This is a genomic window from Aggregatibacter valvarum (genome assembly GCF_980468985.1).
The window spans coordinates 1,240,769-1,263,731 of record NZ_OZ413141.1 but is presented as its reverse complement, the minus strand read 5'-3'; the positions used below and the strand labels follow the sequence as shown (position 1 = coordinate 1,263,731).

Genomic DNA, 22,963 nt, shown 5'->3' with positions numbered 1-22,963 from the left:
ACCCGCCTTCGTTATATGAAAAAAACATCCTTTATTTTCACCGCACTTTTTCTTTCCTTTTCTGCACACACCGAGCAATTTGTTTCGCTCACCTTGTGCAGCGACCGCCTGCTTGCGGAAATTGCCCGTCCGGAACAAATCGCGGCAATGTCGCCTTACTCTCAACATCCGCGCATGATGCTGGATAAAATTAACCGGGATAAACCGACCATTGAACCGCAACTTACCGCATTGTTGCCTTATTTGGATAAAACGCTGTTGATTAATGAAACCTTTTATCCGCAATTGGTCGCTGATTTAAAGCGCCTTGGCGCAAAAATTGTACCGATTAACGATAGCCCTCAAACGCCAGAAGCATTGTTTGATTTGATGTTACAACTGGGCAAACTCACCGGCAATGAAGCCCATGCGGAACAGTTGGTGGAAAAATTAAAATCACAAAAGACCAAACTGGATGTGACATTGACCGATACGCTAATGTTGTCGGAAACCGGCGTAGTGGAATCTATTTTCCCGCAATATAACGTGCTATTAACATTGCTTGGTTTAACACCGTTACAATACCCATTGACCCCACAAAATTTTTCATTGGAAAAAGTGCTGCTTGCTCAACCTAACGGGTTGATCGAAATTACCGATCAACAAAGCTATAACGAACAGGCAGAATTGCTTGACCATCCGTTACTAAAAAAACACTTTAAAAATCGACCGCACTTTCGCATTCCGATGAAATATACTTATTGCTTTGATCATGGCGTGTGGCAGGGGGCGGAGAGGATTTATAACCAAAGTATTCACAGTCAGAAACTTATGAAAAAATGATCGTAGGGACAGACTTTATGTCTGTCCGATGGCATAACAAATATTGATAGAACAGAGATAAGTTTATTTCTACAAAAGCAAGAGAAAATAAAAGGTCAACATGATTCAGTCATCTTATCGCCGCCGTGAACATTTACGATTACTATTTTTCGATTATTCTCAATATGGTTGTTATTTTGTTACGATTTGCACTAAAAATCGTCAGTGTGTATTTGGCGAAATTATTGATGGTGTAATGCAATTAAATGTATTTGGTGAAATATTAAAAGAAATTTTATTAAGTCTAACGAAGTATTATCCGAATAGTATTCTTACGGATTTTGTCATTATGCCAAACCATTTACATTTTATTTGGTTTAATCAAGACAATGTACCGTTATCAGAAATTGTCAAAAAATTTAAAGGAAATGTAACAAAGCAGTACCATAGTTTTATGATTTCTCAAAATAAAGCCTATGAACCTTTATGGCAACGTAGTTTTTATGAACATATTATTCGGGATGATAAAGATTATGAACGAATTGCTACCTACATTGAAAATAATCCTTTGCAGTGGGAATTAGATCGATTTTATCACTCCTAGGAGTTTATCCCTGTCTGATATTACTAATAATATTTATAGGACAGACATAAAGTCTGTCCCTACGGAATAATAATGAAGAATCCAAAACGTCTAAACGCAATACTTTTCTCATTCTTGCTGTTGATAACAGGCATCGCCCTTTATCATCAACTTGGCGATTTTACCCATCTCAAAAATGCGGATGGGGTGCTCACTGATATGCGTTCGCTTGTGCTGTGGGATATCCGTGTTCCGCGCATTGGTTTAGCAATTTTAACCGGTGCCAGTCTTGCCCTTGCGGGCAATGCCATGCAGGGGATTTTCCAAAATCCATTGGCAAGTCCAGGTTTGCTCGGCAGTAGCGCCGGGGCAACTGCTGCCAGTGTGCTGATTCTTTATTATTTTTCTGTGCCGTTTACGCTATTGCTATTTGGCGGTGTTGCGGGGGCATTAGCGAGTTTTTTATTGGTGTATGCCATTGCCAAAAATCATGGCACAACCATGATGATCCTCAGCGGCTTGGCGGTGAATATGTTGCTTGGCGCCGCCATTGCGTTGTTGTTATCTAACGCCGAAAGCCCTTGGGCGTTGGCGGAGCTTTACCGTTGGTTACAAGGCTCATTAGTGTGGGCGAAGCTTGACACTTTGGTGATTTCACTGCTGATTGTTCTGTTTGGTTTAGTTTGTTTATACCGCGAACGTCGTTATGTGGATTTACTCAGTTTCGGTGAAGAGACCGCCGGCACCATGGGGATCGATCCGAAACGCAGCTTTTTTATCACCACCTTTGGCGTTGCATTGCTCGTCGGCGCAACCATTCCACAAACGGGTGCCATCGGTTTTATCGGTTTAATCGCACCGCACTTCGCACGCATCCTACTGAAAAAACGCCCATCACAACTTTACATAACCAGTGCCTTATTTGGGGCTTTATTGCTGTTAATTGCAGATCTTTGTGTGCAATATGTGCCGTTTTTCTCTCACATTTATATTGGCACACTCACGGCAATGATTGGTGCGCCATGTTTGATTTGGATTTTATTGACGGAACAACGCAGATTGGCAAGGTAACCTTATGATTAAAATCGAGAATCTCTCCCAACCTTATGGCTTAAAAGGCATTCAATGCACTATCCCAACGGGCAAATTGGTCGGCATTATGGGGGCTAATGGTGCGGGCAAATCGACGTTGCTGAAAACCATTGCCGGTATTTTGCCTATCAAAAGCGGTGAAATTTGGTTCGACAATCACAAATTAACCACAATGACTGCGGAACAAAAAAGCCAACAGTTGGCTTACCTTGCACAAAACACGGAAATTCACTGGGATTTATCTGTGTATGATGTTATCGCGTTGGGGTTACCAAATCTGCTTCATCGAGCCAAAGAACAAGAAAAAGTGCGGTCGATTTCAGAAATGTTTTCCGTTTCACATTTATTAGAAAAATCTTTTCGCCAACTTTCCGGCGGCGAAAAAGCTCGCGTACAACTTGCCCGTTGTTGTATCAAAAACGCCCCTTTATTGCTTGCTGATGAACCCATTGCCGCCCTCGATCCGTTTTATCAAATCGATATGATGGAACAACTGAAATCCCTTACGCCCAGCCACACCTGCGTGGTCGCAATTCATCACCTTTCTTTAGCCTATAAATTCTGCGATGAAGTCATTTTATTGAATCAAGGACAAATCATTGCGAGCGGAGAAACGACAAGCGTATTAACGGTTGAGCATTTGGCAAACGCGTTTCATATTCATGCGGATATTAATCAAGAAAACAAAGTATTGGATAATATCACTAAATTAGTATAATAGCGTGCTTTTTAAGACAAGAGAGAGATGATGAAATTTTTATTTATTCTTTTATATTTTTCTTTTATTTCGGCTTTCGTATCTGCTGAAGTTGGGAAAACGTATTCACTTCGTTCCAGTGAATTTACTTACCGAAATGAAGGCGAAAAAGAGAAAGCCGAAAGTCAAGCATTAAAAATGTTACAAAAAAGCTATCAACGTTTTCCGGATGTGGATAACTGTTATGCCGGCAAGGTGACGGAATTAGAGAAAAGACGGGCGTTGAAAGAACTCAATTTAATTCGTCAAGCTCACGGTTTAGAAGCCGTAGGCTATGATGAGACAAAAGATCGTTTTACCACGGCCTCTGCATTAATTTCATCGGCAAATCGGTTATTGGATCATTATCCTTCTTCTCGTTTGAAATGTTATTCGAAAGACGGATATGAAGGAAGTCGCCATAGCAATATGCATTTAACTTCTGATTATATTGTGTTTCTACCGGAGAATTTTGCCGAAAAAGTCATTGATGAATTAATTATTGACGATAATGTGTTTTCATTAGGCCACCGATTATGGTTTTTAGATCCTTTTTTAGGGGATATTTCCTATGGACGTGTTACTCATGTTGATAATCATCAGCGTGTGGCCGATGCGGTAAGTATTTATATTAGCAATACAAGACAAAATATTATAAATACCAAAGCCGATTATATTGCTTATCCGGATAAAAACTACCCTTCAAATTGGTTTACTTTAGATTGGTTTCTTCATTTTTCGGTCATTGCGGATAGATCTTCCAGAGAAAAGAATATTACTTCGGTAAATTATGCCAATGCGAGTGTTTCTGTCAGATCAGCAGATGGAAGAACGATGCGTGTGCATAGCATAAAATATACAGATCCTAATAAAGATAAAGACTATATGGGATTAGGGAATCATATTCAATGGCGTGTTGATGGTCTTCAAAAAAATAAAAAATATTCTGTTAAAATTAAGAATGTGATGATCAATGGAACAGCAAAAGATTATGAGTATTGGTTTAATATCACAGATTAATTTAGAGAATATTTATGATTGAATGGTTAATTAGTTTCAAGTTTTTTTCCTGGCTTATTCACTGGGATATTTTACGCTACCTGATTCATTGGAATGAGTGGCATTGGTTTATGTTAGGCAGTGTTTTACTTGTCGCAGAAATTGCCGTGCCCGGAATGTTTTTATTATGGTGGGGACTTGCGGTAGCGGTGATTGCCGGGGTGATGAAATTGATTTTACCGATCCCTCTTTTTGTTCTTGTGTCAATTTATATTGCGATCATTCTTGTTTTAAAATAACGCATTATTCAGCCAGTTTGATTAAATGCGATAAAATTTAAGGAATAAAATGAAACATTTGATTATTTTTGCTCACCCAAATTCACAGAGTTTTAACCGCACTTTAGTGGAGGAAGTCATAAAAGCGACCCGGCAAATCGGTGTGGAAGCAGTGATTCGTGATCTGTATACATTAGATTTTAATCCGGTGTTATCTTGGTCTGAATTGAGTGCAACAATGGATGGCATTGTGCCTGCTGAGATTAAGTTTGAGCAAGAATTGATTGCAGAAGCCGAATTAATTACCTTTATCTACCCACTTTGGTGGATGGGATTCCCGGCAATATTAAAAGGATATTTAGATCGTGTGTTAAGTTACGGCTTTGCCTACAAAAATGAAAATGGTGCGTCTGTTGGTTTACTGGGAAATAAAAAACTACAGCATTTTATTACCATGGGAAATAGCATAGAAAAATATCAACAACTGGCTTTTGATAAAGCCTTGCAATCTTGTTTGGTTGATGGATTGTTTAATTTTTGCGGAATAACAGACATCCGACATGAGTTTTTTGGCAATATTCATTTATTAGATGAGGTGGGGTATCAGTCAGTTTTAACCTCCGTCTTTGAAAAAACATTGGAAAATTTGACCGCACTTTTATCAGAGAAGGACAAAAATTCATGCAAGAAAAAATCCAATTAAATCATTTCTCTTTAATTAGCGATTATTTGGAAATTTATTTTATCGCCAGCCAACAGATAATATTCTTTCTGGTGTATTTACATGGTTACAACAACACCAATTATCTGAAGTGTGGCCATTAACGGAAGATGCAGAAAGTCAACAAGCCTTAGACGCATTACAAATGCCGATAGATTTAACGCTTTTGGAGAAAGAATATCAAAAGTTATTGGGTGAGAAAGGCGCGGTGGCAACGCAAATTTCTGCTTACGATATTTCAGTGGCGGATTTTGAAAACTTTCGTCAAGAACGTAATTTACCGCCAAGTGATAACCTTGATCATTTTGCCATGTTGCTTTTAACGGCCTCATGGTTGGAAGACAATGCCGATTCATTATCTGCGCAACAGGACTTGTTTGAACAGTTTTTATTGCCTTGTGCAGCGAAGTTTTTAAACAAGGTGGAACAATCGGCAGGACTGCCATTTTATCGTGCGTTAGCGTATCTTACACGCGAGATATTGTCCGCCATGGCAGATGAATTGGAGTCTGTTGACTTGTAATTAGAAAGGATGAAAACTCAACTGATCCTTTTCGGCAAAAATCCTGACGGAACGATATAAAAATTCCGTTGGGATTTTTTCTTTATAGAGAAAACGGCTGTTGACGGCGATAAATTCCGCATCTAAATATTGTGTATAAATCGCACCGGAACTGCTGTTGACACCTGCCATGGCACGTCCTAATAATTCGCCATAAATATGGATATTGCCATCTGCAGCGACTTCAGCACCTTGTTCCACATCGCCATGAATAATCAAATCACTGTTTTTCGCATAAATAACCTGTTTGTCGATAACATTATGCGGCACAATTTTTGTGGGTAAATCGCGTGGTTCCGGAAGGATTTCAGAGAGGTTATTAATATTGCCAAGAATGGAGAGGTTGGCAGCAAGAATGAGCTCTCTTTGCAGATGATTTTGCCAATCTGCCACGCCAATAAGATGAATTTGATATTCTGCCAATAAGTCTTTTAATGCGATAAGATTGACTTTTTCCAGCATCGGATTGAACTGCAAAATCACCTCAATATTTTTAAATAATGATGGTGAGGTTTTGTTTTTCTTTGCCAATGCACGCTTAATGGCAGTCAAGCTTGAACTATTAATACTGATAAACAGCGCAGAAAATTGACCTGTTCGTAGTTCGATAATATCTTGAGCCATAAGCAAAATTCCAATGAAAAGAGTTGCTTAATGATAATGAATTATTGCAAAATCGGCAACTTCAACCTAATTAAGGAATCCGATTTATGCTCTGTGCCATTTATAAAAGCCCAAAAGAACCGGGCATGTATCTTTATATTGAAAAACGCGATCAATTTGATGCGCTACCTGACGCATTGTTAACGGCTTTTGGCAAACCGATTTTTGTGATGTTGTTTAATCTTGCCGGCAGCAAACCGTTAGTCAATGCGGATAAAACGGAAGTGTTGCAGCAAATTAAAGAAAAAGGCTTTTACTTACAAACGCCGAAAAAAGACGATTGGTTATTTCGTCTATAACGGTTTGAGTTTATTGAGTTTTTCATTCTATTGATGAATAGTTAAAAACACCATAAAAAATGACCGCACTTATCTCCTCAAGTGCGGTCATTTTGTTAGGTGTTTTTATTCTGCGTGTAACCGTCCATTTTTTATTCACCTTCTTTTAGTACATCCCATACGCTTTCTTGTTTTACCGGGGTTGTCGGTGCTTGCGTTGCTGTATTGCTGATCATGGAGCCGGTTTGTGCGAGTGGACTTTGTTGGCAGAATGATTGATTTCTGTCTGCCCAAACAGGGATCGTGCGTGAGCTGCTGCAATCCCAACCGCCGTAGGCATTAATTCCGATCCACTTGATGCTTTGTGGTTTGTTTAATTTTAATGGGCGAATAGCCGCACGTTGTAAATAGGCCTTATAGACTTGTAACGCACCGCTAGCACCGGTGAGTTTGGTTTCACCGTTATCGTCTCGACCAAGCCAAATGGTGACAACGTTTTCGCCATCAATTCCCACAAACCAAGTATCGCGCGCATCGTTAGTAGTACCGGTTTTGCCGGCTAAGTGTAAATGGGCGTAATCCGGTTGCAAGCTGTGAGCGGTGCCACGATCAACCACTTGTTGCATAGCAAAGAGGGTTTGGAATGCGGCTTCAGGTGGCGCAACTTGTTTGGGTTCGAGATCATGCTCATAAATCACATTGCCTTGTCTATCCGCAATACTACTGATCGTGCTGAGCGGAATGCTGGCGCCTTCGTTGGCGATAGTTTGATAAAGCTTGGTCACGTCATAAGGTGAAATGGCATAGGAACCTAGCAGCATGGAAGGTACTTTTGGAATCGTGACTTTATCCCAGCCCATGGCTTGTTGCATGGAAATCACTTTGGTTAACCCAAGCTTCATGCCGATATTGACCGTTGGGATATTCAACGAGCGTACTAATGCATCCATCAGCATGACGGAACCGCTGTATCGGCGGTCGTAATTGCGTGGTTGCCATGGTTGGCTGCCTTTCACGTTGATAGTAATCGGTTGGTTGTTAATCGGCGTGTTTAACCGAAATTGATCCGGATACATAAGTGCGGTCAAATAAATGGACGGTTTTACCAATGAGCCGATTTGGCGTTTAGCCGATAAGGCTCGGTTGAACCCGGCAAATTGGGTTTGCAATCCCCCTACAATGGCGCGCACTTCACCGGTTTGATAATCGGCTACCACCATGGCGGATTCTAAAAACGGATTCTTATGTTTGAGCTGTAAATCGGATACGGCACTGATTACCGCGTGTTCAGCCTGATCTTGTTGTTTGATGTCTAACGTAGAAAAAATGCGCGCACCCAGTAAATTTTCAGTTTTCCCTTCGCCAAGTTGGTGGCGTAATTCGGTTTGTAAGGTTTGAATAAACGCTGGGTATTTACGGCTAATTTTCCCTTTTTCTTGCACGCCGAGCGGGCGTTGGCTTAATAGTTGATAGAGTTCATCGCCGATGATTTTGTGTTCCAACATCAAATGCAACACCACATTGCGGCGTTCAAGGGCGTAATTGGGATTTCGCCATGGGTTATAGAGGGAAGGGCCTTTGACCATGCCCACTAATAATGCAATTTGATCCAAACTGATTTCCCGCACGGAACGTCCGAAATAAAACTGGCTGGCCAATTCAAAACCATGAATTTGGTTGTCGCCGTTCTGCCCGAGGTAAATTTCGTTTAAGTAGGTTTCTAAGATACGGTTTTTGTCATAACGCCAATCGAGAATTAACGCCATCAAGGCTTCGTTAATTTTACGGGTGAGGGTGCGCTCGTTGCTTAAAAATAAGTTTTTCACCAGTTGTTGGGTTAGCGTACTGCCGCCTTGTACCGTTTGCCCTGCTTGGATATTGGTGATCATGGCACGCAAAATACCCAGTGGGCTGATACCATCATGTTGAAAGAAACGACGATCTTCCGTCAGTAATAAGGCATCAATGAGTAAGCGCGGGTATTGTTGCAAAGAAATCGCAAGGCGTTCTTCTTTGTCTGATTGCAAAATGGCGATCAACTTCGGCGCCAAACGAAATTCATCAATGGCTTTAACATTAATCAGATCTTCAATGACTGCCAGTTTATCGTTTTCAAAACGCAGGCGAAAAACCCGTTGCGCTTCTGGTGTGTCGGGAAAAGGGAATGCACGACGCAATAAGACGATCGTGTTATTTTCAATTTTAAAATCGCCCGGTGCGGCAATCATGGTGGTTTGGCGATATTCATTTTCTAAGAGAAGTTGTTTGATTTGCTCAAAACTGAGTTGATCACTCACCCGAATGCTTTCAATTCGGCTATACACTTCTGCCGGCAAACGCCAAATTTGGCCGTCCATTTTGCTGCGAATCTGCCAATCCAAATAAGCAGAATAAGAAAATAGCATACAAAAAAAAGTGAATGCGATTTTTAACAGCTGAATTGTCCAAGATCTTCTGGATTTTATCGGTGGCTGTTCAGTCGAAGTCTGTTGCTCTTTTGTTGTTGCCATGTGCGTTACCATTTGGGCTGAATGTTGGGATTAGGCGCGGATAAAATCCAAGTAAGAGTGTAAAAAATGGGTAAAATCTTCAATGCCACAAAAGGCGATACTTTCATCATCGTAATAATAAAAACCGTCTTCCAACGCGTCTGGATTCTCAATGGCGAGATTATTTGCCTTCGCCATCACCTCATCCGCGTTAATGTATAAGCTGTATTCGGCACCGGTTAACACCACATCCGCCGCATGGGGCGCAGGCAAGTTTTGTAAATGAAAAAGTGCGGTAGAAATTAGTTGTGGATTTGACCGCACTTCGATGTTAAACCAGTTGGCAAAGGCTTCGTGCTCCATGGAGCACTTCGCGACAGTGTTGCCTTGATGGGAGGTAAATTGAAAATCCATATTAGATGCTGAAAGAGGATCCGCAACCGCAAGTGGATGAGGCATTCGGGTTATTCACCACAAAACGTGAACCTTCCAAGCCTTCGGTATAGTCAATGGTACCACCGATTAAATATTGTAGGCTCATCGGATCGATAACTAATTGCACGCCGGCATTTTCTACGGTTAAGTCACCTTCATTGACTTTTTCGTCAAAGGTAAAGCCGTATTGGAAGCCGCTACAACCGCCGCCGGTAATATAGACGCGTAATTTAAGTGCCGGGTTTTCTTCTTCGGTAATTAAAGACTTCACTTTTTGTGCCGCAGCATCTGTAAACGTTAATGGAACGGATATCTCTGTCATATTGTATAATTCCCCACGATTTATTTGAGCGCGTATTATCCAATAACCGACTAGTCCATTCAAGAATTTATCAAGGATTTTTCTCTGTCACAGTGCTATAATTCCGCCCATTAATTTTTAAATAGGGAGATAAACATGAGTATTCCATTAAGAACGGAAGAGGAAATTGTTAAATTACGTGAAGCCTGCAAACTGGCATCCGACGTGTTGGTGATGATTGAACCGTATATTAAAGAAGGCGTGAGTACCGGAGAATTGGATCGCATTTGTCACGATTATATGGTGAACGTGCAAAAAGTTATTCCAGCTTGCTTGAATTATCATGGTTTCCCGAAAGCGACTTGCATTTCCATTAATGAAGTGGTTTGTCATGGCATCCCAAGTTTTGATAAGCATCTGAAAAATGGCGATATTGTGAATATTGATGTCACGGTGATAAAAGACGGTTATTTTGGTGATAATTCCAAAATGTATATCGTTGGCGAAACCAATTTACGCAGTAAAAAACTGGTGGAAGCCGCACAAGAAGCGCTTTATGTCGGTCTGCGTACGGTTAAACCGGGCATTCGTTTAAATGAAATCGGTAGAGCCGTACAAAAATATACGGAATCTCAAACTTTTAGTGTGGTGCGCGAATATTGCGGCCATGGCATTGGGACGGAATTCCACTGCGAACCACAGGTTTTGCATTATTATGCAGACGATGGCGGCGTGGTGTTAAAACCGGGCATGGTATTCACCATTGAGCCAATGATTAACGCCGGTAAAAAAGAAGTGCGTTTAATGGGCGATGGGTGGACGGTGAAAACCAAAGACCGCAGCCATTCCGCCCAATTTGAGCACCAAATTGTGGTGACGGAAAACGGCTGTGAAGTGATGACCATCCGTGACGAAGAGATTGCCGAAGGGCGTATCCAACGTGTTATGGTGAACGTTTAATTAACTGAAATCCGCTACGTTTCCCGTGGCGGATTTTTCTATTTCCCGTTTTTGCAAGACAACCTATGCTTTTTCCTTACGATACCCAAGCCGAGCTCACACCAAGTGCGGTCAAAATTCAGAGAGAAAATTTAAAACAGTTTGAACTGGCGAATTTTGACAAAATAGCCATTGATCAACTGATTGCCAATCGTACGGCGTTTTATGATCAATTCCTTTTGCACTTGTGGCGCCATTTTCAATTTGCCGACAATCCCACATTAAGTCTGATTGCCGTGGGCGGTTACGGGCGGCAGGAAATGTTCCCGCTTTCCGATTTGGATATTTTGATTTTAACCGAGCACGTTCCAAGCGAGGCGTTACAAGAAACACTCGGTCAATTCGTGCAATTTTTATGGGATTGCGGTTTTAACGTTGGGCAGAGCATCCGTACCCTTGCTGAATGTGAAGCGGAGGGCATAGCGGATATCACGGTGGCGACAAATTTGTTGGAAGCGCGTTATTTAATCGGCAATCAAATGTTATTCAAACAGTTGGTCGCATTGGTGCAACAATCGACTTTTTGGTCAAAAACCGATTTCTGTCAGGCAAAGATTCAAGAAAAAAATGAGCGTTATCAACGTTATAACAATACGTCTTACAATCTTGAACCCGACATTAAATACAGTCCAGGCGGCTTGCGGGATTTGCATTTGTTGTATTGGATTGCCCTTCGCCACAACGGGGCGAAAAATTTGCAGGAAATTTTGCAAGCGGGATTTATTCATCCGGCGGAGTATGCTTTGTTGCTGAAAAGCCAACAATTTCTGTTTAAAGTGCGGTATGCGTTGCACTTGATTTTAAAACGTTATGACAACCGCCTTTTGTTCGATCGTCAATTAAAAGTCAGTGAATTGTTAGGATTTCAAGGTGAGGGAAATCAAGGCGTAGAAGCCATGATGAAGCAATTTTTCCAGGCGCTACATTCCATTTCGTTGCTGAGCGAATTGCTGGTCAAACATTATCAGGAGCATTTTTTAACCCCACATGAAGTGATGAACGAGCAAGTGCTTGATGTGAATTTTAGCTTGATAAATCAATCCATTTGTTTGCGTTATCGCCAATGCTTTGAACAACAGCCGGAAAGCATCCTCGATCTTTTCTATTATTTAACGCAATATCCGCAAGCGGAGATCCATTCCTCCGTATTACGTGAGCTGTATTTGGCGTTAGATCAACGGCAAGGGTATTTATGCGATTTACCGACGGCACGAGAAAAATTTATTCGATTGTTTAATCAGCCCAATGCCATCCAACGCGCATTTTTTCCGATGCATCAATATGGTGTGCTGACCGCCTATTTACCGCAATGGGGCAATATTGTCGGCTTAATGCAGTTTGATTTGTTCCATTGTTACACCGTGGATGAACATATTCTGCGCGTGATGTTAAAACTGGAAAGTTTTTTAGCGGAAGCATCGGCGCAAAATCACCCGATTTGCCATCAAATAATGCATCAAATTTCTGACCGCACTTTATTGTATATTGCCGCCTTATTTCATGACATTGCCAAAGGGCGTGGTGGCGCGCATGAATTGCTGGGGGCGGAAGATATACGCGAGTTTGCCGTACTGCATGGCTTCGACCAACGCGAAACAGAAACCATGGCATGGCTGGTAGAACAGCATTTGTTGATGTCGGTGACCGCACAACGACGGGATATTCACGATCCTGAAATTGTGTTGAGTTTTGCCGAGCGTGTTCGTAATCAAGTGCGCTTAGATTATTTAACCTGCCTTACTATTGCCGACATTGTGGCGACCAATGAAACCTTATGGAACAGCTGGAAGCGTTCTTTACTAGCGACCTTATACGATTACACCACGCAACAATTTGCCCAAGGGCTGGCAACCTTGTTGGACAATCAGGCAAAGGCTGAAGAGCATCGCCACTTGGCGTTGTTAGAAATACGTGAAAAAAATACCGCACTTTCTGAGTCGCAAATTGAAAAGCTATGGCAACGTTGCCCGTTGGATTATTTTTTACGTAATTCGCCGCAGCAAATCAGCTGGCACACGCAACTGCTTGCTGAATTTACCGGTGATGTCTTGGTTAAAGTGAGCAATCGGTTTTCCGCCGGCGGTACGGAAATTTTTATTTATACCAACGACCGCCCGAACCTGTTTAATAAAGTGGTGAGTACCATCGGAGCGAAAAAACTCAGCATTCACGATGCACAAATTATTACCACGCAAGACGGCTATGTGTTGGACAGTTTTATTGTGACGGAACTGGATGGTGCGGAGTTGCCATTTGATCGTCGTCGCATGTTGGAAGATGCTCTGACGAAAAGCCTAACGTCAGAAACGGTGAATAAACAACGCCTGCGAGAAAAACACCATTTGGCTCATTTCCATGTGAAAACCGACGTACGTTTTTTAAATCTTGATAAAACCGATCAAACTGAAATGGAATTGTTTGCGCTGGATCAGGCCGGTTTGTTGGCAGATGTGAGTGCTGTGTTCTGCGACTTAGAGCTGAATTTGCTCAATGCTAAAATCACCACCATTGGTGAAAAAGCAGAAGACTTCTTTATTTTAACGAACAAATTCGGACGTGCCTTGGACGAGTCGGAGAGAGCTGCGTTATTGACGCGTTTGTTGCAAATTTTAAATTAGTGTTTAAACATAAAAGTGCGGTCAGATTTAAAAACGTTTTTAAATCTGACCGCACTTTGATCTGCACCCCAAAACCTGGACACCTATTTTGAGGTGCAGATTATGTCTTACTCTTATCAATTTCGTTTAGAAATTATCAAACTCGTCACCGAACAGGATTATGGTATCCGTGAGGTGGCTAAACTTCATAACATTCCCCATTCTGCCGTCATCTATTGGCTAAAAGCATTTCGGGAAAGAGGGATTGATGGCGTAAAATCGCCTTATACAAACCTTCAAACACCGAAAATAGTGAAGTCAAAAATGAAAAAGAAAGACATTGAAATCCCGGAAACCACAGACTTTTCACCTAAAGCGTTTAAAAAGTTACAACGAGAACTCGCCTTGGCTCGTGCGGAGATTGCTTACCTAAAGGAGTTGGAGAAGCTCGACCGTCAAAAACAACGACAGAAAAAAGAAAAATCATTGAAAGATTGAAGCCGGACCACGCGTTAAATGATTTACTTCATGTGGCTAAAATGCCTCGCTCAAGCTTTTACTATAAAGAGATTAAGCGAAATTATCACGAGGTAAAAGAGACTATCTTATCGCTGTACAAAAAGAACAGAAAACGAGATGGTTATCGCCCCATGACGTTTAAATTACGCCAAATGGGTTTTCATTTGAATCATAAAACGGTGTTAAAACTGATGAACGAGTTAGGTATTCATTCCATTTTACGTAAGAAAAGACATGGAAAACGAGGAAAAACATCGCATATTGCCCCGAATTTGCTGAATCGTGACTTTACAGCAACGGCACTCAATCAAAAATGGGTAACGGATGTAACGGAATTTCAGGTTGGGCAAGAAACGCTTTATTTTTCACCGTTGATGGACTTGGCTAACCGAGAAATTATTGCCTATAACTTTGCAACACGCCAGAAGTTTTCATTGGTAAAAAAGATGTTAGAACAAGGGCTTAGTAGGCTTAAACCGACAGAATGCCCGATTATTCATAGCGACCAAGGCGTATTATATGGCTCGGCGGAATGGGTAAAGATGTTGGAGGGTAAAGCGGTGCAAAGTATGAGCCGCCGAGGAAATTGCTACGATAATGCGGTGATTGAAAGCTTTTTTGCAATATTAAAATCAGAGTGCTTTTACTCTCGAACTTATCATTCAATTGCTGAATTACAGGCTGAAATTGAAGAATATTTAGTGTATTACAACCAAAAACGAATTAAACTTGCTTTCAAAGGATTGAGCCCGGTGCAATACCGAGCTCAATATTTAAGTTAACTAACCTGTCCAACTTTTGGGGGCAGATCACTTTGCGTTTTATGAATTATGCCAATTCAGCAAAAGCAATATCTGCTCCCGCTAGCGTGCGCTCGATGTCTTCATCAGAATGCGCAAGAGACATAAAGCCTGCCTCAAATGCAGACGGCGCCAGATAAACGCCTAAATCCAACATTTTGTGGAAAAAGCGTTTAAATTTTTCGGTATCGCACGTCATCACGTCCTGATAACACGTCACTTCTTTTTTATCAGTAAAGAAAATACCGAACATGCCGCCGACATAATTGACGGTAAACGGCACTTGATGCTTATCGGCAAGCTGTTGCAAGCCTTTTGCTAATTTTTCCGTTTGTTGCGCCAGTTTTTGCTCATTACCGGCTTTTTTCAATTCTGTTAAGCAAGCGATACCAGCTGCCATCGCTATCGGGTTGCCGGATAAGGTGCCCGCTTGGTAAACCGGGCCGGTTGGGGCAATGTGTTGCATAATTTCTTTCTTACCACCAAAGGCACCCACCGGCATGCCACCGCCGATCACCTTGCCTAAACAGGTTAAATCCGGTGTGACATTGTAGTAACGTTGTGCACCGCCAAGTGCTACACGGAAACCGGTCATTACTTCATCAATGATGAATACGGCGCCATATTGATCGCAAAGTTTGCGCAACCCTTGCAGAAAATCATTTTTTGGTGGAACGCAGTTCATGTTGCCCGCGACCGGTTCAACAATCACGCAAGCGATGTCGTCAGGATATTGCTCGAAGGCTTGTTTGACAGAGTCGATGTCGTTATAGGTACAGGTGAGTGTGTGTTTGGCAAAATCTGCCGGCACACCCGGTGAGTTAGGTTGCCCCAATGTTAATGCGCCGGAACCGGCTTTGACTAACAGGGAATCCGCATGACCATGATAACAACCTTCGAATTTGATGATTTTATCTCGATTTGTATAGCCGCGGGCTAAGCGAATGGCTGACATCGTGGCTTCGGTGCCGGAGCTCACCATTCTGACCATTTCAATTGAAGGGATAAGTTCACACACTAATTCGGCAAGTTCGATTTCCAACGGTGTCGGTGCTCCGAAACTCAAGCCGTTTTGTGCGGTTTTCATCACGGCATTTAAAATAGTGGGGTGATTGTGTCCTAAAATCATCGGGCCCCAAGACCCTACGTAGTCAATATATTGTTTGCCGTCTGTGTCATAAATATAAGCGCCTTGTGCTTTTTCAATAAAGACCGGTGTGCCGCCGACGCCGTTAAAAGCGCGAACTGGTGAATTAACGCCGCCCGGAATAACATGTTGGGCACGGGAGAAAAGTGCGGTTGAATTTGCCATCGTTTTTATCCTTATATACAAAAAATGCTTTATTGTACTGAAAAAAAGGAAGGTGAGTAAAAATATTTATGTAGCCTTTTGCCTTTGTGATATCCTTTGCGCATTTTATTTTCATGGGAAAACCTATGTTACTGACGTTATTTGTTACATTTCTTGGGGCACTTTTAACTTTACTTGTGATGCGTCCCGTTGCTATTAAAATCGGTTTGGTGGATAAACCTAACTATCGTAAACGCCATCAAGGCGCAATTCCGTTAATTGGCGGCATTTCATTGTTTATGGGAAATCTTTGTTTTTATCTCATGCAGTGGGATCAAACGCGTTTACCTTATCTTTATTTATTCAGTATTTTAGTCTTGCTATTAATGGGCATTGTTGATGACCGTTATGACATTAGCCCTTTCTTGCGCGCAGGTGTTCAGGCATTTTTAGCCATTCTCATGATTGATATGGGGAATGTTTACCTCGATCATTTAGGGCAAATTTTAGGGCCATTCCAGCTCACGTTAGGATCTATCGGCTTAATTATTACTGTGTTGGCGACCATCGGCATTATTAATGCTTTTAATATGATCGATGGTATTGACGGTTTACTGGGCGGATTGTCTTGTGTTTCTTTCGCTGCGATCGGTATTTTGATGTATCGCGATGGGCAAATGGATTTGGCTTATTGGAGTTTTGGCTTAATTATTGCAACGATTCCTTATTTAATGATGAATCTGGGGATTCCGTTGGGACCAAAATTTAAAGTCTTTATGGGCGATGCCGGCAGTACGTTGATCGGTTTTACGATTATTTGGATTCTGTTGCTAAGTACGCAAGGCAAAGGTCATCCGATGAATCCGGTAACCGCACTTTGGGTGATTGCTATTCCGTTGGTGGATATGGTGGCGATTATTTATCGTCGTTTAAGAAAAGGGAAGAGCCCATTCCGTCCGGACCGCTTGCATGTCCATCATTTGATGGTGCGTGCAGGTTTAACTTCCCGTCAGGCGTTTTTGTTAATTACCTTTGTCGCGGCATTGTGTGCCGGCTTTGGGATTTTAGGGGAAATTTACTACATTAATGAATGGATCATGTTCATCGCATTCATTATTCTTTTCTTCCTTTATTCTTATTCTATTACGAAAGCTTGGAAGATTACCCGTTGGATACGTCGAATGAAACGTCGTGCGGCTAAACGCGCTAAAACTAAATAGAAGTTAAATTTTTCACTAAAAAGTTAGAGTTAAATAAAAAATAACCAGAAATTTTATAAATTATATTCATTTTGGCTAAAAAAATAGCTGATGATAAATTTTTATAAAAAAAAACTAGACAAGCACTTTTTAAACTTTTAATATACGCCCCGCAACGACGCTTCTAGCGCTCGTAGCTCAGTTGGATAGAGCGTTGGCCTCCGGAGCCAAAGGTCGCAGGTTCAAATCCTGTCGAGCGCGCCAAGGTCATGCAAGTTCAACTTATTAAAATATGGTGGCTATAGCTCAGTTGGTAGAGCCCCGGATTGTGATTCCGGTTGTCGTGGGTTCAAGTCCCATTAGCCACCCCATCGGCGAGTAGCGCAGTTTGGTAGCGCAACTGGTTTGGGACCAGTGGGTCGTAGGTTCAAATCCTATCTCGCCGACCAATTTTAATTCTGAGATTTCTTAGGATTTTTTGTTCTTTAACAATCAATCAGACAAACTGTGTGGGCACTTGAAGATTTATTTTTATCATTAAAGAATTTTAAAATTGAACTGAATAGTGCTACGAAGATTCGTTTATTTATTATAGATGATTAATTAAGTCAGCAGTATTGAGCGATTAAACTTTTTGAATTGAAGAGTTTGATCATGGCTCAGATTGAACGCTGGCGGCAGGCTTAACACATGCAAGTCGAACGGTAACAGGAGAAAGCTTGCTTTCTTGCTGACGAGTGGCGGACGGGTGAGTAATGCTTGGGAATCTGGCTTATGGAGGGGGATAACGACGGGAAACTGTCGCTAATACCGCGTAGAATCGAGAGATGAAAGTGCGGGACCGCGAGGCCGCATGCCATGAGATGAGCCCAAGTGGGATTAGGTAGTTGGTGGGGTAAAGGCCTACCAAGCCGACGATCTCTAGCTGGTCTGAGAGGATGACCAGCCACACCGGGACTGAGACACGGCCCGGACTCCTACGGGAGGCAGCAGTGGGGAATATTGCGCAATGGGGGCAACCCTGACGCAGCCATGCCGCGTGAATGAAGAAGGCCTTCGGGTTGTAAAGTTCTTTCGGTGACGAGGAAGGTTGTTGTGTTAATAGCGCAACAAATTGACGTTAATCACAGAAGAAGCACCGGCTAACTCCGTGCCAGCAGCCGCGGTAATACGGAGGGTGCGAGCGTTAATCGGAATAACTGGGCGTAAAGGGCACGCAGGCGGCTATTTAAGTGAGGTGTGAAATCCCCGGGCTTAACCTGGGAATTGCATTTCAGACTGGGTAGCTAGAGTACTTTAGGGAGGGGTAGAATTCCACGTGTAGCGGTGAAATGCGTAGAGATGTGGAGGAATACCGAAGGCGAAGGCAGCCCCTTGGGAATGTACTGACGCTCATGTGCGAAAGCGTGGGGAGCAAACAGGATTAGATACCCTGGTAGTCCACGCTGTAAACGCTGTCGATTTGGGGATTGGGCTTTAAGCTTGGTGCCCGTAGCTAACGTGATAAATCGACCGCCTGGGGAGTACGGCCGCAAGGTTAAAACTCAAATGAATTGACGGGGGCCCGCACAAGCGGTGGAGCATGTGGTTTAATTCGATGCAACGCGAAGAACCTTACCTACTCTTGACATCCATGGAATCCTGTAGAGATACGGGAGTGCCTTCGGGAACCATGAGACAGGTGCTGCATGGCTGTCGTCAGCTCGTGTTGTGAAATGTTGGGTTAAGTCCCGCAACGAGCGCAACCCTTATCCTTTGTTGCCAGCGATTAGGTCGGGAACTCAAAGGAGACTGCCGGTGATAAACCGGAGGAAGGTGGGGATGACGTCAAGTCATCATGGCCCTTACGAGTAGGGCTACACACGTGCTACAATGGCGTATACAGAGGGTGACGAAGCCGCGAGGTGGAGTGAATCTCAGAAAGTACGTCTAAGTCCGGATTGGAGTCTGCAACTCGACTCCATGAAGTCGGAATCGCTAGTAATCGCGAATCAGAATGTCGCGGTGAATACGTTCCCGGGCCTTGTACACACCGCCCGTCACACCATGGGAGTGGGTTGTACCAGAAGTAGATAGCTTAACCTTCGGGAGGGCGTTTACCACGGTATGATTCATGACTGGGGTGAAGTCGTAACAAGGTAACCGTAGGGGAACCTGCGGTTGGATCACCTCCTTACCAAAGATAGAATTGACTTTAAGTGTCCACACAGTTTGGCTGATGATTGTAAACAAAAGAAGAATAAACAAATAAAGCAAGATGTGAAGAATATCTTTACATGTTGTCCCCATCGTCTAGAGGCCTAGGACATCGCCCTTTCACGGCGGTAACCGGGGTTCGAATCCCCGTGGGGACGCCATTTAAAGATGATTTTTTGTCTTCTTAATAAACTGTTCTTTAACAAACTGGAAACAAGCTGAAAACGAGACTTTCAAGAAAGTCTGAGTAAGGGTCATTGATAAAAGGCAATGATTCTGAATAAATTAACTGTTACGGCTGACAAACCTAACGTGTTTTTAGCGTCAATCTGTGATGTAGAGTGGATTTTAACTTTAAATTCCATTTTATCTTCATCAGATTGTTCATCCTAAGAATACTTGAGGTTGTATGGCTAAGTGACAAAGCGTACAAGGTGGATGCCTTGGCAATCAGAGGCGAAGAAGGACGTGCTAATCTGCGAAAAGCTTGGATGAGTCGATAAGAGGCGTTTAATCCAAGATGTCCGAATGGGGAAACCCAGTAGATGAAGAATCTACTATCACTTACTGAATTCATAGGTAAGTGAGGCGAACCGGGAGAACTGAAACATCTAAGTACCCCGAGGAAAAGAAATCAACCGAGATTTTGTGAGTAGCGGCGAGCGAAAGCGAAAGAGCCTGTTAGTGATAGCGATAGAGACAGAGGAACAAGCTGGGAAGCTTGGCGACACAGGGTGATAGCCCCGTACTCGAAGTCCAGGTCGTGGTACTAAGCTAACGAGAAGTAGGGCGGGACACGTGATATCCTGTTTGAAGATGGGGGGACCATCCTCCAAGGCTAAATACTCCTGATTGACCGATAGTGAACCAGTACTGTGAAGGAAAGGCGAAAAGAACCCCGGTGAGGGGAGTGAAATAGAACCTGAAACCTTGTACGTACAAGCAGTGGGAGCCCGCAAGGGTGACTGCGTACCTTTTGTATAATGGGTCAGCGACTTATATTTTGTAGCGAGGTTAACCGAATAGGGGAGCCGAAGGGAAACCGAGTCTTAACTGGGCGTTGAGTTGCAAGGTATAGACCCGAAACCCGGTGATCTAGCCATGGGCAGGTTGAAGGTTGGGTAACACTAACTGGAGGACCGAACCGACTAATGTTGAAAAATTAGCGGATGACTTGTGGCTGGGGGTGAAAGGCCAATCAAACCGGGAGATAGCTGGTTCTCCCCGAAATCTATTTAGGTAGAGCCTTGAGCGGACACCTTTGGGGGTAGAGCACTGTTTCGGCTAGGGGTCCATCCCGGATTACCAACCCGATGCAAACTACGAATACCGAAGAGTGATACTCAGGAGACACACGGCGGGTGCTAACGTCCGTCGTGGAGAGGGAAACAACCCAGACCGCCAGCTAAGGTCCCAAAGTCTATATTAAGTGGGAAACGAAGTGGGAAGGCTTAGACAGCTAGGATGTTGGCTTAGAAGCAGCCATCATTTAAAGAAAGCGTAATAGCTCACTAGTCGAGTCGGCCTGCGCGGAAGATGTAACGGGGCTCAAATATAGCACCGAAGCTGCGGCATCAGACGTAAGTCTGTTGGGTAGGGGAGCGTTGTGTAAGCGGATGAAGGTGTGTTGAGAAGCATGCTGGACGTATCACAAGTGCGAATGCTGACATAAGTAACGATAAAACGGGTGAAAAACCCGTTCGCCGGAAGACCAAGGGTTCCTGTCCAACGTTAATCGGGGCAGGGTGAGTCGGCCCCTAAGGCGAGGCTGAAAAGCGTAGTCGATGGGAAACGGGTTAATATTCCCGTACTTGGTAAAGCTGCGATGTGGGGACGGAGCAGGTTAGGTTAGCGTACTGTTGGATATGTACGTTTAAGTTGGTAGGTGGGAAGTTTAGGCAAATCCGGACTTCCTTAACACTGAGAGATGATGACGAGGCTCTACGGAGCTGAAGTAACTGATACCACACTTCCAGGAAAAGCCACTAAGCGAAAGGCTTTACTAAACCGTACTGAAAACCGACACAGGTGGTCAGGTAGAGAATACTCAGGCGCTTGAGAGAACTCGGGTGAAGGAACTAGGCAAAATAGCACCGTAACTTCGGGAGAAGGTGCGCCGGCGTAGATTGTAAGGGCTTGCCCCTGAAGGTTGAACCGGTCGAAGATACCAGCTGGCTGCAACTGTTTATTAAAAACACAGCACTCTGCAAACACGAAAGTGGACGTATAGGGTGTGATGCCTGCCCGGTGCTGGAAGGTTAATTGATGGTGTAATTGAAAGAGAAGCTCCTGATCGAAGCCCCAGTAAACGGCGGCCGTAACTATAACGGTCCTAAGGTAGCGAAATTCCTTGTCGGGTAAGTTCCGACCTGCACGAATGGCATAATGATGGCCAGGCTGTCTCCACCCGAGACTCAGTGAAATTGAAATCGCCGTGAAGATGCGGTGTACCCGCGGCTAGACGGAAAGACCCCGTGAACCTTTACTATAGCTTGACACTGAACATTGAATTTTGATGTGTAGGATAGGTGGGAGACTTTGAAGTAGTCACGCCAGTGATTATGGAGTCGTCCTTGAAATACCACCCTTTAACGTTTGATGTTCTAACGAAGATTGCGAAACGCGGTCTCGGACAGTGTCTGGTGGGTAGTTTGACTGGGGCGGTCTCCTCCCAAAGCGTAACGGAGGAGCACGAAGGTTTGCTAATCACGGTCGGACATCGTGAGGTTAGTGCAATGGTATAAGCAAGCTTAACTGCGAGACAGACAAGTCGAGCAGGTACGAAAGTAGGTCATAGTGATCCGGTGGTTCTGCATGGAAGGGCCATCGCTCAACGGATAAAAGGTACTCCGGGGATAACAGGCTGATACCGCCCAAGAGTTCATATCGACGGCGGTGTTTGGCACCTCGATGTCGGCTCATCACATCCTGGGGCTGAAGTAGGTCCCAAGGGTATGGCTGTTCGCCATTTAAAGTGGTACGCGAGCTGGGTTTAGAACGTCGTGAGACAGTTCGGTCCCTATCTGCCGTGGGCGTTGGAGAATTGATTGGGGCTGCTCCTAGTACGAGAGGACCGGAGTGGACGCATCACTGGTGTTCCGGTTGTGTCGCCAGACGCATTGCCGGGTAGCTACATGCGGAAGAGATAAGTGCTGAAAGCATCTAAGCACGAAACTTGCCAAGAGATGAGTTCTCCCACACATCAAGTGTGTAAGGGTTGTTTAAGACTAAGACGTAGATAGGTGCGGTGTGTAAGTGTAGTGATACATTGAGCTAACGCATACTAATTGCCCGAGAGGCTTAGCCATACAACGCTCAAGTGTTTTGGGGGAGACCTGGAGCATGGAGTGAAGTAGAGGGTAACAGTTAAGAGAGTAGACGAAGAAGAGAAAGTGGAGAGTCAGCTTGTTTTAGTTTGAAGAAG

18 protein-coding genes, 4 tRNA genes, 2 rRNA genes and 1 pseudogene are annotated in these 22,963 nt (G+C 43.4%); 20 read left to right on the top strand and 5 right to left on the bottom strand.

Features of this window, described 5'->3' with window-relative positions; translation table 11 throughout:
• Window positions 1-15 precede the first annotated feature (15 nt).
• The 8 genes and pseudogenes from AC30SF_RS05920 to AC30SF_RS05885 all read left to right on the top strand — a co-directional run bounded on the left by AC30SF_RS05920 (window position 16) and on the right by AC30SF_RS05885 (window position 5,733).
• Window positions 16-822: a helical backbone metal receptor gene (locus AC30SF_RS05920; RefSeq protein WP_315542880.1), complete on the top strand. Its 807-nt coding sequence runs from the start codon at window positions 16-18 to the stop codon at window positions 820-822.
• A 100-nt stretch (window positions 823-922) separates the two neighbouring features.
• On the top strand, window positions 923-1,405 hold the full coding sequence (locus AC30SF_RS05915; RefSeq protein WP_489607865.1) for an REP-associated tyrosine transposase: 483 nt from the start codon (window positions 923-925) through the stop codon (window positions 1,403-1,405).
• Between the two features lie 72 nt (window positions 1,406-1,477).
• The gene (locus AC30SF_RS05910; RefSeq protein ID WP_315542886.1) at window positions 1,478-2,455 is read left to right on the top strand and encodes an iron chelate uptake ABC transporter family permease subunit; all 978 of its coding nucleotides are present in this window, start codon (window positions 1,478-1,480) and stop codon (window positions 2,453-2,455) included.
• A gap of 4 nt (window positions 2,456-2,459) precedes the next feature.
• The gene (locus tag AC30SF_RS05905; RefSeq protein ID WP_315542889.1) at window positions 2,460-3,194 is read left to right on the top strand and encodes an ATP-binding cassette domain-containing protein; all 735 of its coding nucleotides are present in this window, start codon (window positions 2,460-2,462) and stop codon (window positions 3,192-3,194) included.
• 30 nt (window positions 3,195-3,224) lie between these two features.
• A complete protein-coding gene (locus tag AC30SF_RS05900; RefSeq protein WP_489607864.1) occupies window positions 3,225-4,232 on the top strand; it encodes a CAP domain-containing protein in 1,008 nt (335 codons plus the stop codon).
• 14 nt (window positions 4,233-4,246) lie between these two features.
• On the top strand, window positions 4,247-4,510 hold the full coding sequence (locus tag AC30SF_RS05895; RefSeq protein WP_021616494.1) for an NfeD family protein: 264 nt from the start codon (window positions 4,247-4,249) through the stop codon (window positions 4,508-4,510).
• Between the two features lie 49 nt (window positions 4,511-4,559).
• The gene (locus AC30SF_RS05890) at window positions 4,560-5,192 is read left to right on the top strand and encodes an NAD(P)H-dependent oxidoreductase (protein WP_315542893.1); all 633 of its coding nucleotides are present in this window, start codon (window positions 4,560-4,562) and stop codon (window positions 5,190-5,192) included.
• Window positions 5,171-5,733 (top strand): annotated as a pseudogene (locus AC30SF_RS05885) (TorD/DmsD family molecular chaperone). Before AC30SF_RS05890 ends, AC30SF_RS05885 begins: the two are co-directional and overlap by 22 nt.
• Here the strand turns inward: AC30SF_RS05885 and minC are convergent.
• Window positions 5,734-6,396, bottom strand: coding sequence for a septum site-determining protein MinC (gene minC, locus AC30SF_RS05880; protein ID WP_314401603.1), 663 nt, complete (start codon window positions 6,394-6,396; stop codon window positions 5,734-5,736).
• 86 nt (window positions 6,397-6,482) lie between these two features.
• Here minC and AC30SF_RS05875 point away from each other — a divergent pair, with 86 nt between their 5' ends.
• Window positions 6,483-6,734 carry a YcgL domain-containing protein gene (locus AC30SF_RS05875; RefSeq protein ID WP_021616498.1) on the top strand — a complete coding sequence of 84 codons (252 nt, stop codon included), beginning with the start codon at window positions 6,483-6,485 and terminating at the stop codon, window positions 6,732-6,734.
• A gap of 131 nt (window positions 6,735-6,865) precedes the next feature.
• On the opposite strand, the gene mrcB is transcribed toward AC30SF_RS05875, so the two are convergent.
• Genes mrcB through erpA form a run of 3 tightly spaced genes read right to left on the bottom strand, consistent with a single transcriptional unit; the run spans window position 6,866 to window position 9,959 of the window.
• On the bottom strand, window positions 6,866-9,223 hold the full coding sequence (gene mrcB, locus AC30SF_RS05870) for a penicillin-binding protein 1B (RefSeq protein ID WP_315542898.1): 2,358 nt from the start codon (window positions 9,221-9,223) through the stop codon (window positions 6,866-6,868).
• Window positions 9,224-9,253: 30 nt separating this feature from the next.
• Entirely contained in the window at window positions 9,254-9,616 is a 363-nt protein-coding gene (locus tag AC30SF_RS05865; RefSeq protein WP_315542901.1) for a YacL family protein, read from the bottom strand.
• Between the two features lies 1 nt (window position 9,617).
• On the bottom strand, window positions 9,618-9,959 hold the full coding sequence (gene erpA / locus AC30SF_RS05860) for an iron-sulfur cluster insertion protein ErpA (RefSeq protein WP_021616501.1): 342 nt from the start codon (window positions 9,957-9,959) through the stop codon (window positions 9,618-9,620).
• A gap of 135 nt (window positions 9,960-10,094) precedes the next feature.
• Between erpA and map the strand changes: the two genes are divergently transcribed.
• From map to AC30SF_RS05840, 4 genes are all read left to right on the top strand, one after another.
• Window positions 10,095-10,898: a type I methionyl aminopeptidase gene (gene map / locus AC30SF_RS05855; RefSeq protein WP_314401601.1), complete on the top strand. Its 804-nt coding sequence runs from the start codon at window positions 10,095-10,097 to the stop codon at window positions 10,896-10,898.
• Between the two features lie 65 nt (window positions 10,899-10,963).
• On the top strand, window positions 10,964-13,555 hold the full coding sequence (gene glnD, locus AC30SF_RS05850; RefSeq protein WP_489607863.1) for a bifunctional uridylyltransferase/uridylyl-removing protein GlnD: 2,592 nt from the start codon (window positions 10,964-10,966) through the stop codon (window positions 13,553-13,555).
• A 102-nt stretch (window positions 13,556-13,657) separates the two neighbouring features.
• Window positions 13,658-14,032: a transposase gene (locus AC30SF_RS05845; protein ID WP_489607422.1), complete on the top strand. Its 375-nt coding sequence runs from the start codon at window positions 13,658-13,660 to the stop codon at window positions 14,030-14,032.
• Entirely contained in the window at window positions 14,029-14,835 is an 807-nt protein-coding gene (locus AC30SF_RS05840) for an IS3 family transposase (protein WP_489607421.1), read from the top strand. The genes AC30SF_RS05845 and AC30SF_RS05840 overlap by 4 nt, the downstream gene beginning before the upstream one ends.
• Window positions 14,836-14,881: 46 nt before the next feature.
• On the opposite strand, the gene hemL is transcribed toward AC30SF_RS05840, so the two are convergent.
• The gene (gene hemL / locus AC30SF_RS05835; protein WP_489607862.1) at window positions 14,882-16,165 is read right to left on the bottom strand and encodes a glutamate-1-semialdehyde 2,1-aminomutase; all 1,284 of its coding nucleotides are present in this window, start codon (window positions 16,163-16,165) and stop codon (window positions 14,882-14,884) included.
• Window positions 16,166-16,290: 125 nt separating this feature from the next.
• On the opposite strand from hemL, the gene wecA reads away from it, so the two are divergent.
• The 7 genes from wecA to AC30SF_RS05800 all read left to right on the top strand — a co-directional run bounded on the left by wecA (window position 16,291) and on the right by AC30SF_RS05800 (window position 22,847).
• Window positions 16,291-17,364, top strand: coding sequence for a UDP-N-acetylglucosamine--undecaprenyl-phosphate N-acetylglucosaminephosphotransferase (wecA, locus tag AC30SF_RS05830; protein WP_489608311.1), 1,074 nt, complete (start codon window positions 16,291-16,293; stop codon window positions 17,362-17,364).
• A gap of 166 nt (window positions 17,365-17,530) precedes the next feature.
• Window positions 17,531-17,607: transfer RNA gene (locus AC30SF_RS05825), tRNA-Arg, on the top strand.
• Between the two features lie 31 nt (window positions 17,608-17,638).
• Window positions 17,639-17,714 (top strand) — tRNA-His (locus tag AC30SF_RS05820).
• A gap of 1 nt (window position 17,715) precedes the next feature.
• Window positions 17,716-17,792 (top strand) — tRNA-Pro (locus tag AC30SF_RS05815).
• Window positions 17,793-17,979: 187 nt separating this feature from the next.
• A 16S ribosomal RNA gene (locus AC30SF_RS05810) occupies window positions 17,980-19,519 on the top strand.
• A gap of 105 nt (window positions 19,520-19,624) precedes the next feature.
• A tRNA-Glu gene (locus AC30SF_RS05805) sits at window positions 19,625-19,700 on the top strand.
• 250 nt (window positions 19,701-19,950) lie between these two features.
• A 23S ribosomal RNA gene (locus tag AC30SF_RS05800) occupies window positions 19,951-22,847 on the top strand.
• Together the 16S and 23S rRNA genes with 4 tRNA genes alongside form the textbook arrangement of a ribosomal RNA operon.
• The last annotated feature ends 116 nt before the right edge of the window (window positions 22,848-22,963 follow it).

What these genes read in the sequence shown, in the direction of transcription:
- wecA (WP_489608311.1), top strand. Translation starts at nt 16,291, where the DNA reads ATGTTACTGACGTTATTTGTTACATTTCTTGGGGCACTTTTAACTTTA.
- AC30SF_RS05890 (WP_315542893.1), top strand. Translation starts at nt 4,560, where the DNA reads ATGAAACATTTGATTATTTTTGCTCACCCAAATTCACAGAGTTTTAAC.
- AC30SF_RS05915 (WP_489607865.1), top strand. Translation starts at nt 923, where the DNA reads ATGATTCAGTCATCTTATCGCCGCCGTGAACATTTACGATTACTATTT.
- AC30SF_RS05895 (WP_021616494.1), top strand. Translation starts at nt 4,247, where the DNA reads ATGATTGAATGGTTAATTAGTTTCAAGTTTTTTTCCTGGCTTATTCAC.
- AC30SF_RS05845 (WP_489607422.1), top strand. Translation starts at nt 13,658, where the DNA reads ATGTCTTACTCTTATCAATTTCGTTTAGAAATTATCAAACTCGTCACC.
- mrcB (WP_315542898.1), bottom strand. Translation starts at nt 9,223, where the DNA reads ATGGCAACAACAAAAGAGCAACAGACTTCGACTGAACAGCCACCGATA.
- AC30SF_RS05900 (WP_489607864.1), top strand. Translation starts at nt 3,225, where the DNA reads ATGAAATTTTTATTTATTCTTTTATATTTTTCTTTTATTTCGGCTTTC.
- hemL (WP_489607862.1), bottom strand. Translation starts at nt 16,165, where the DNA reads ATGGCAAATTCAACCGCACTTTTCTCCCGTGCCCAACATGTTATTCCG.
- AC30SF_RS05875 (WP_021616498.1), top strand. Translation starts at nt 6,483, where the DNA reads ATGCTCTGTGCCATTTATAAAAGCCCAAAAGAACCGGGCATGTATCTT.
- erpA (WP_021616501.1), bottom strand. Translation starts at nt 9,959, where the DNA reads ATGACAGAGATATCCGTTCCATTAACGTTTACAGATGCTGCGGCACAA.
- glnD (WP_489607863.1), top strand. Translation starts at nt 10,964, where the DNA reads ATGCTTTTTCCTTACGATACCCAAGCCGAGCTCACACCAAGTGCGGTC.
- map (WP_314401601.1), top strand. Translation starts at nt 10,095, where the DNA reads ATGAGTATTCCATTAAGAACGGAAGAGGAAATTGTTAAATTACGTGAA.
- AC30SF_RS05920 (WP_315542880.1), top strand. Translation starts at nt 16, where the DNA reads ATGAAAAAAACATCCTTTATTTTCACCGCACTTTTTCTTTCCTTTTCT.
- AC30SF_RS05865 (WP_315542901.1), bottom strand. Translation starts at nt 9,616, where the DNA reads ATGGATTTTCAATTTACCTCCCATCAAGGCAACACTGTCGCGAAGTGC.
- AC30SF_RS05905 (WP_315542889.1), top strand. Translation starts at nt 2,460, where the DNA reads ATGATTAAAATCGAGAATCTCTCCCAACCTTATGGCTTAAAAGGCATT.
- minC (WP_314401603.1), bottom strand. Translation starts at nt 6,396, where the DNA reads ATGGCTCAAGATATTATCGAACTACGAACAGGTCAATTTTCTGCGCTG.
- AC30SF_RS05910 (WP_315542886.1), top strand. Translation starts at nt 1,478, where the DNA reads ATGAAGAATCCAAAACGTCTAAACGCAATACTTTTCTCATTCTTGCTG.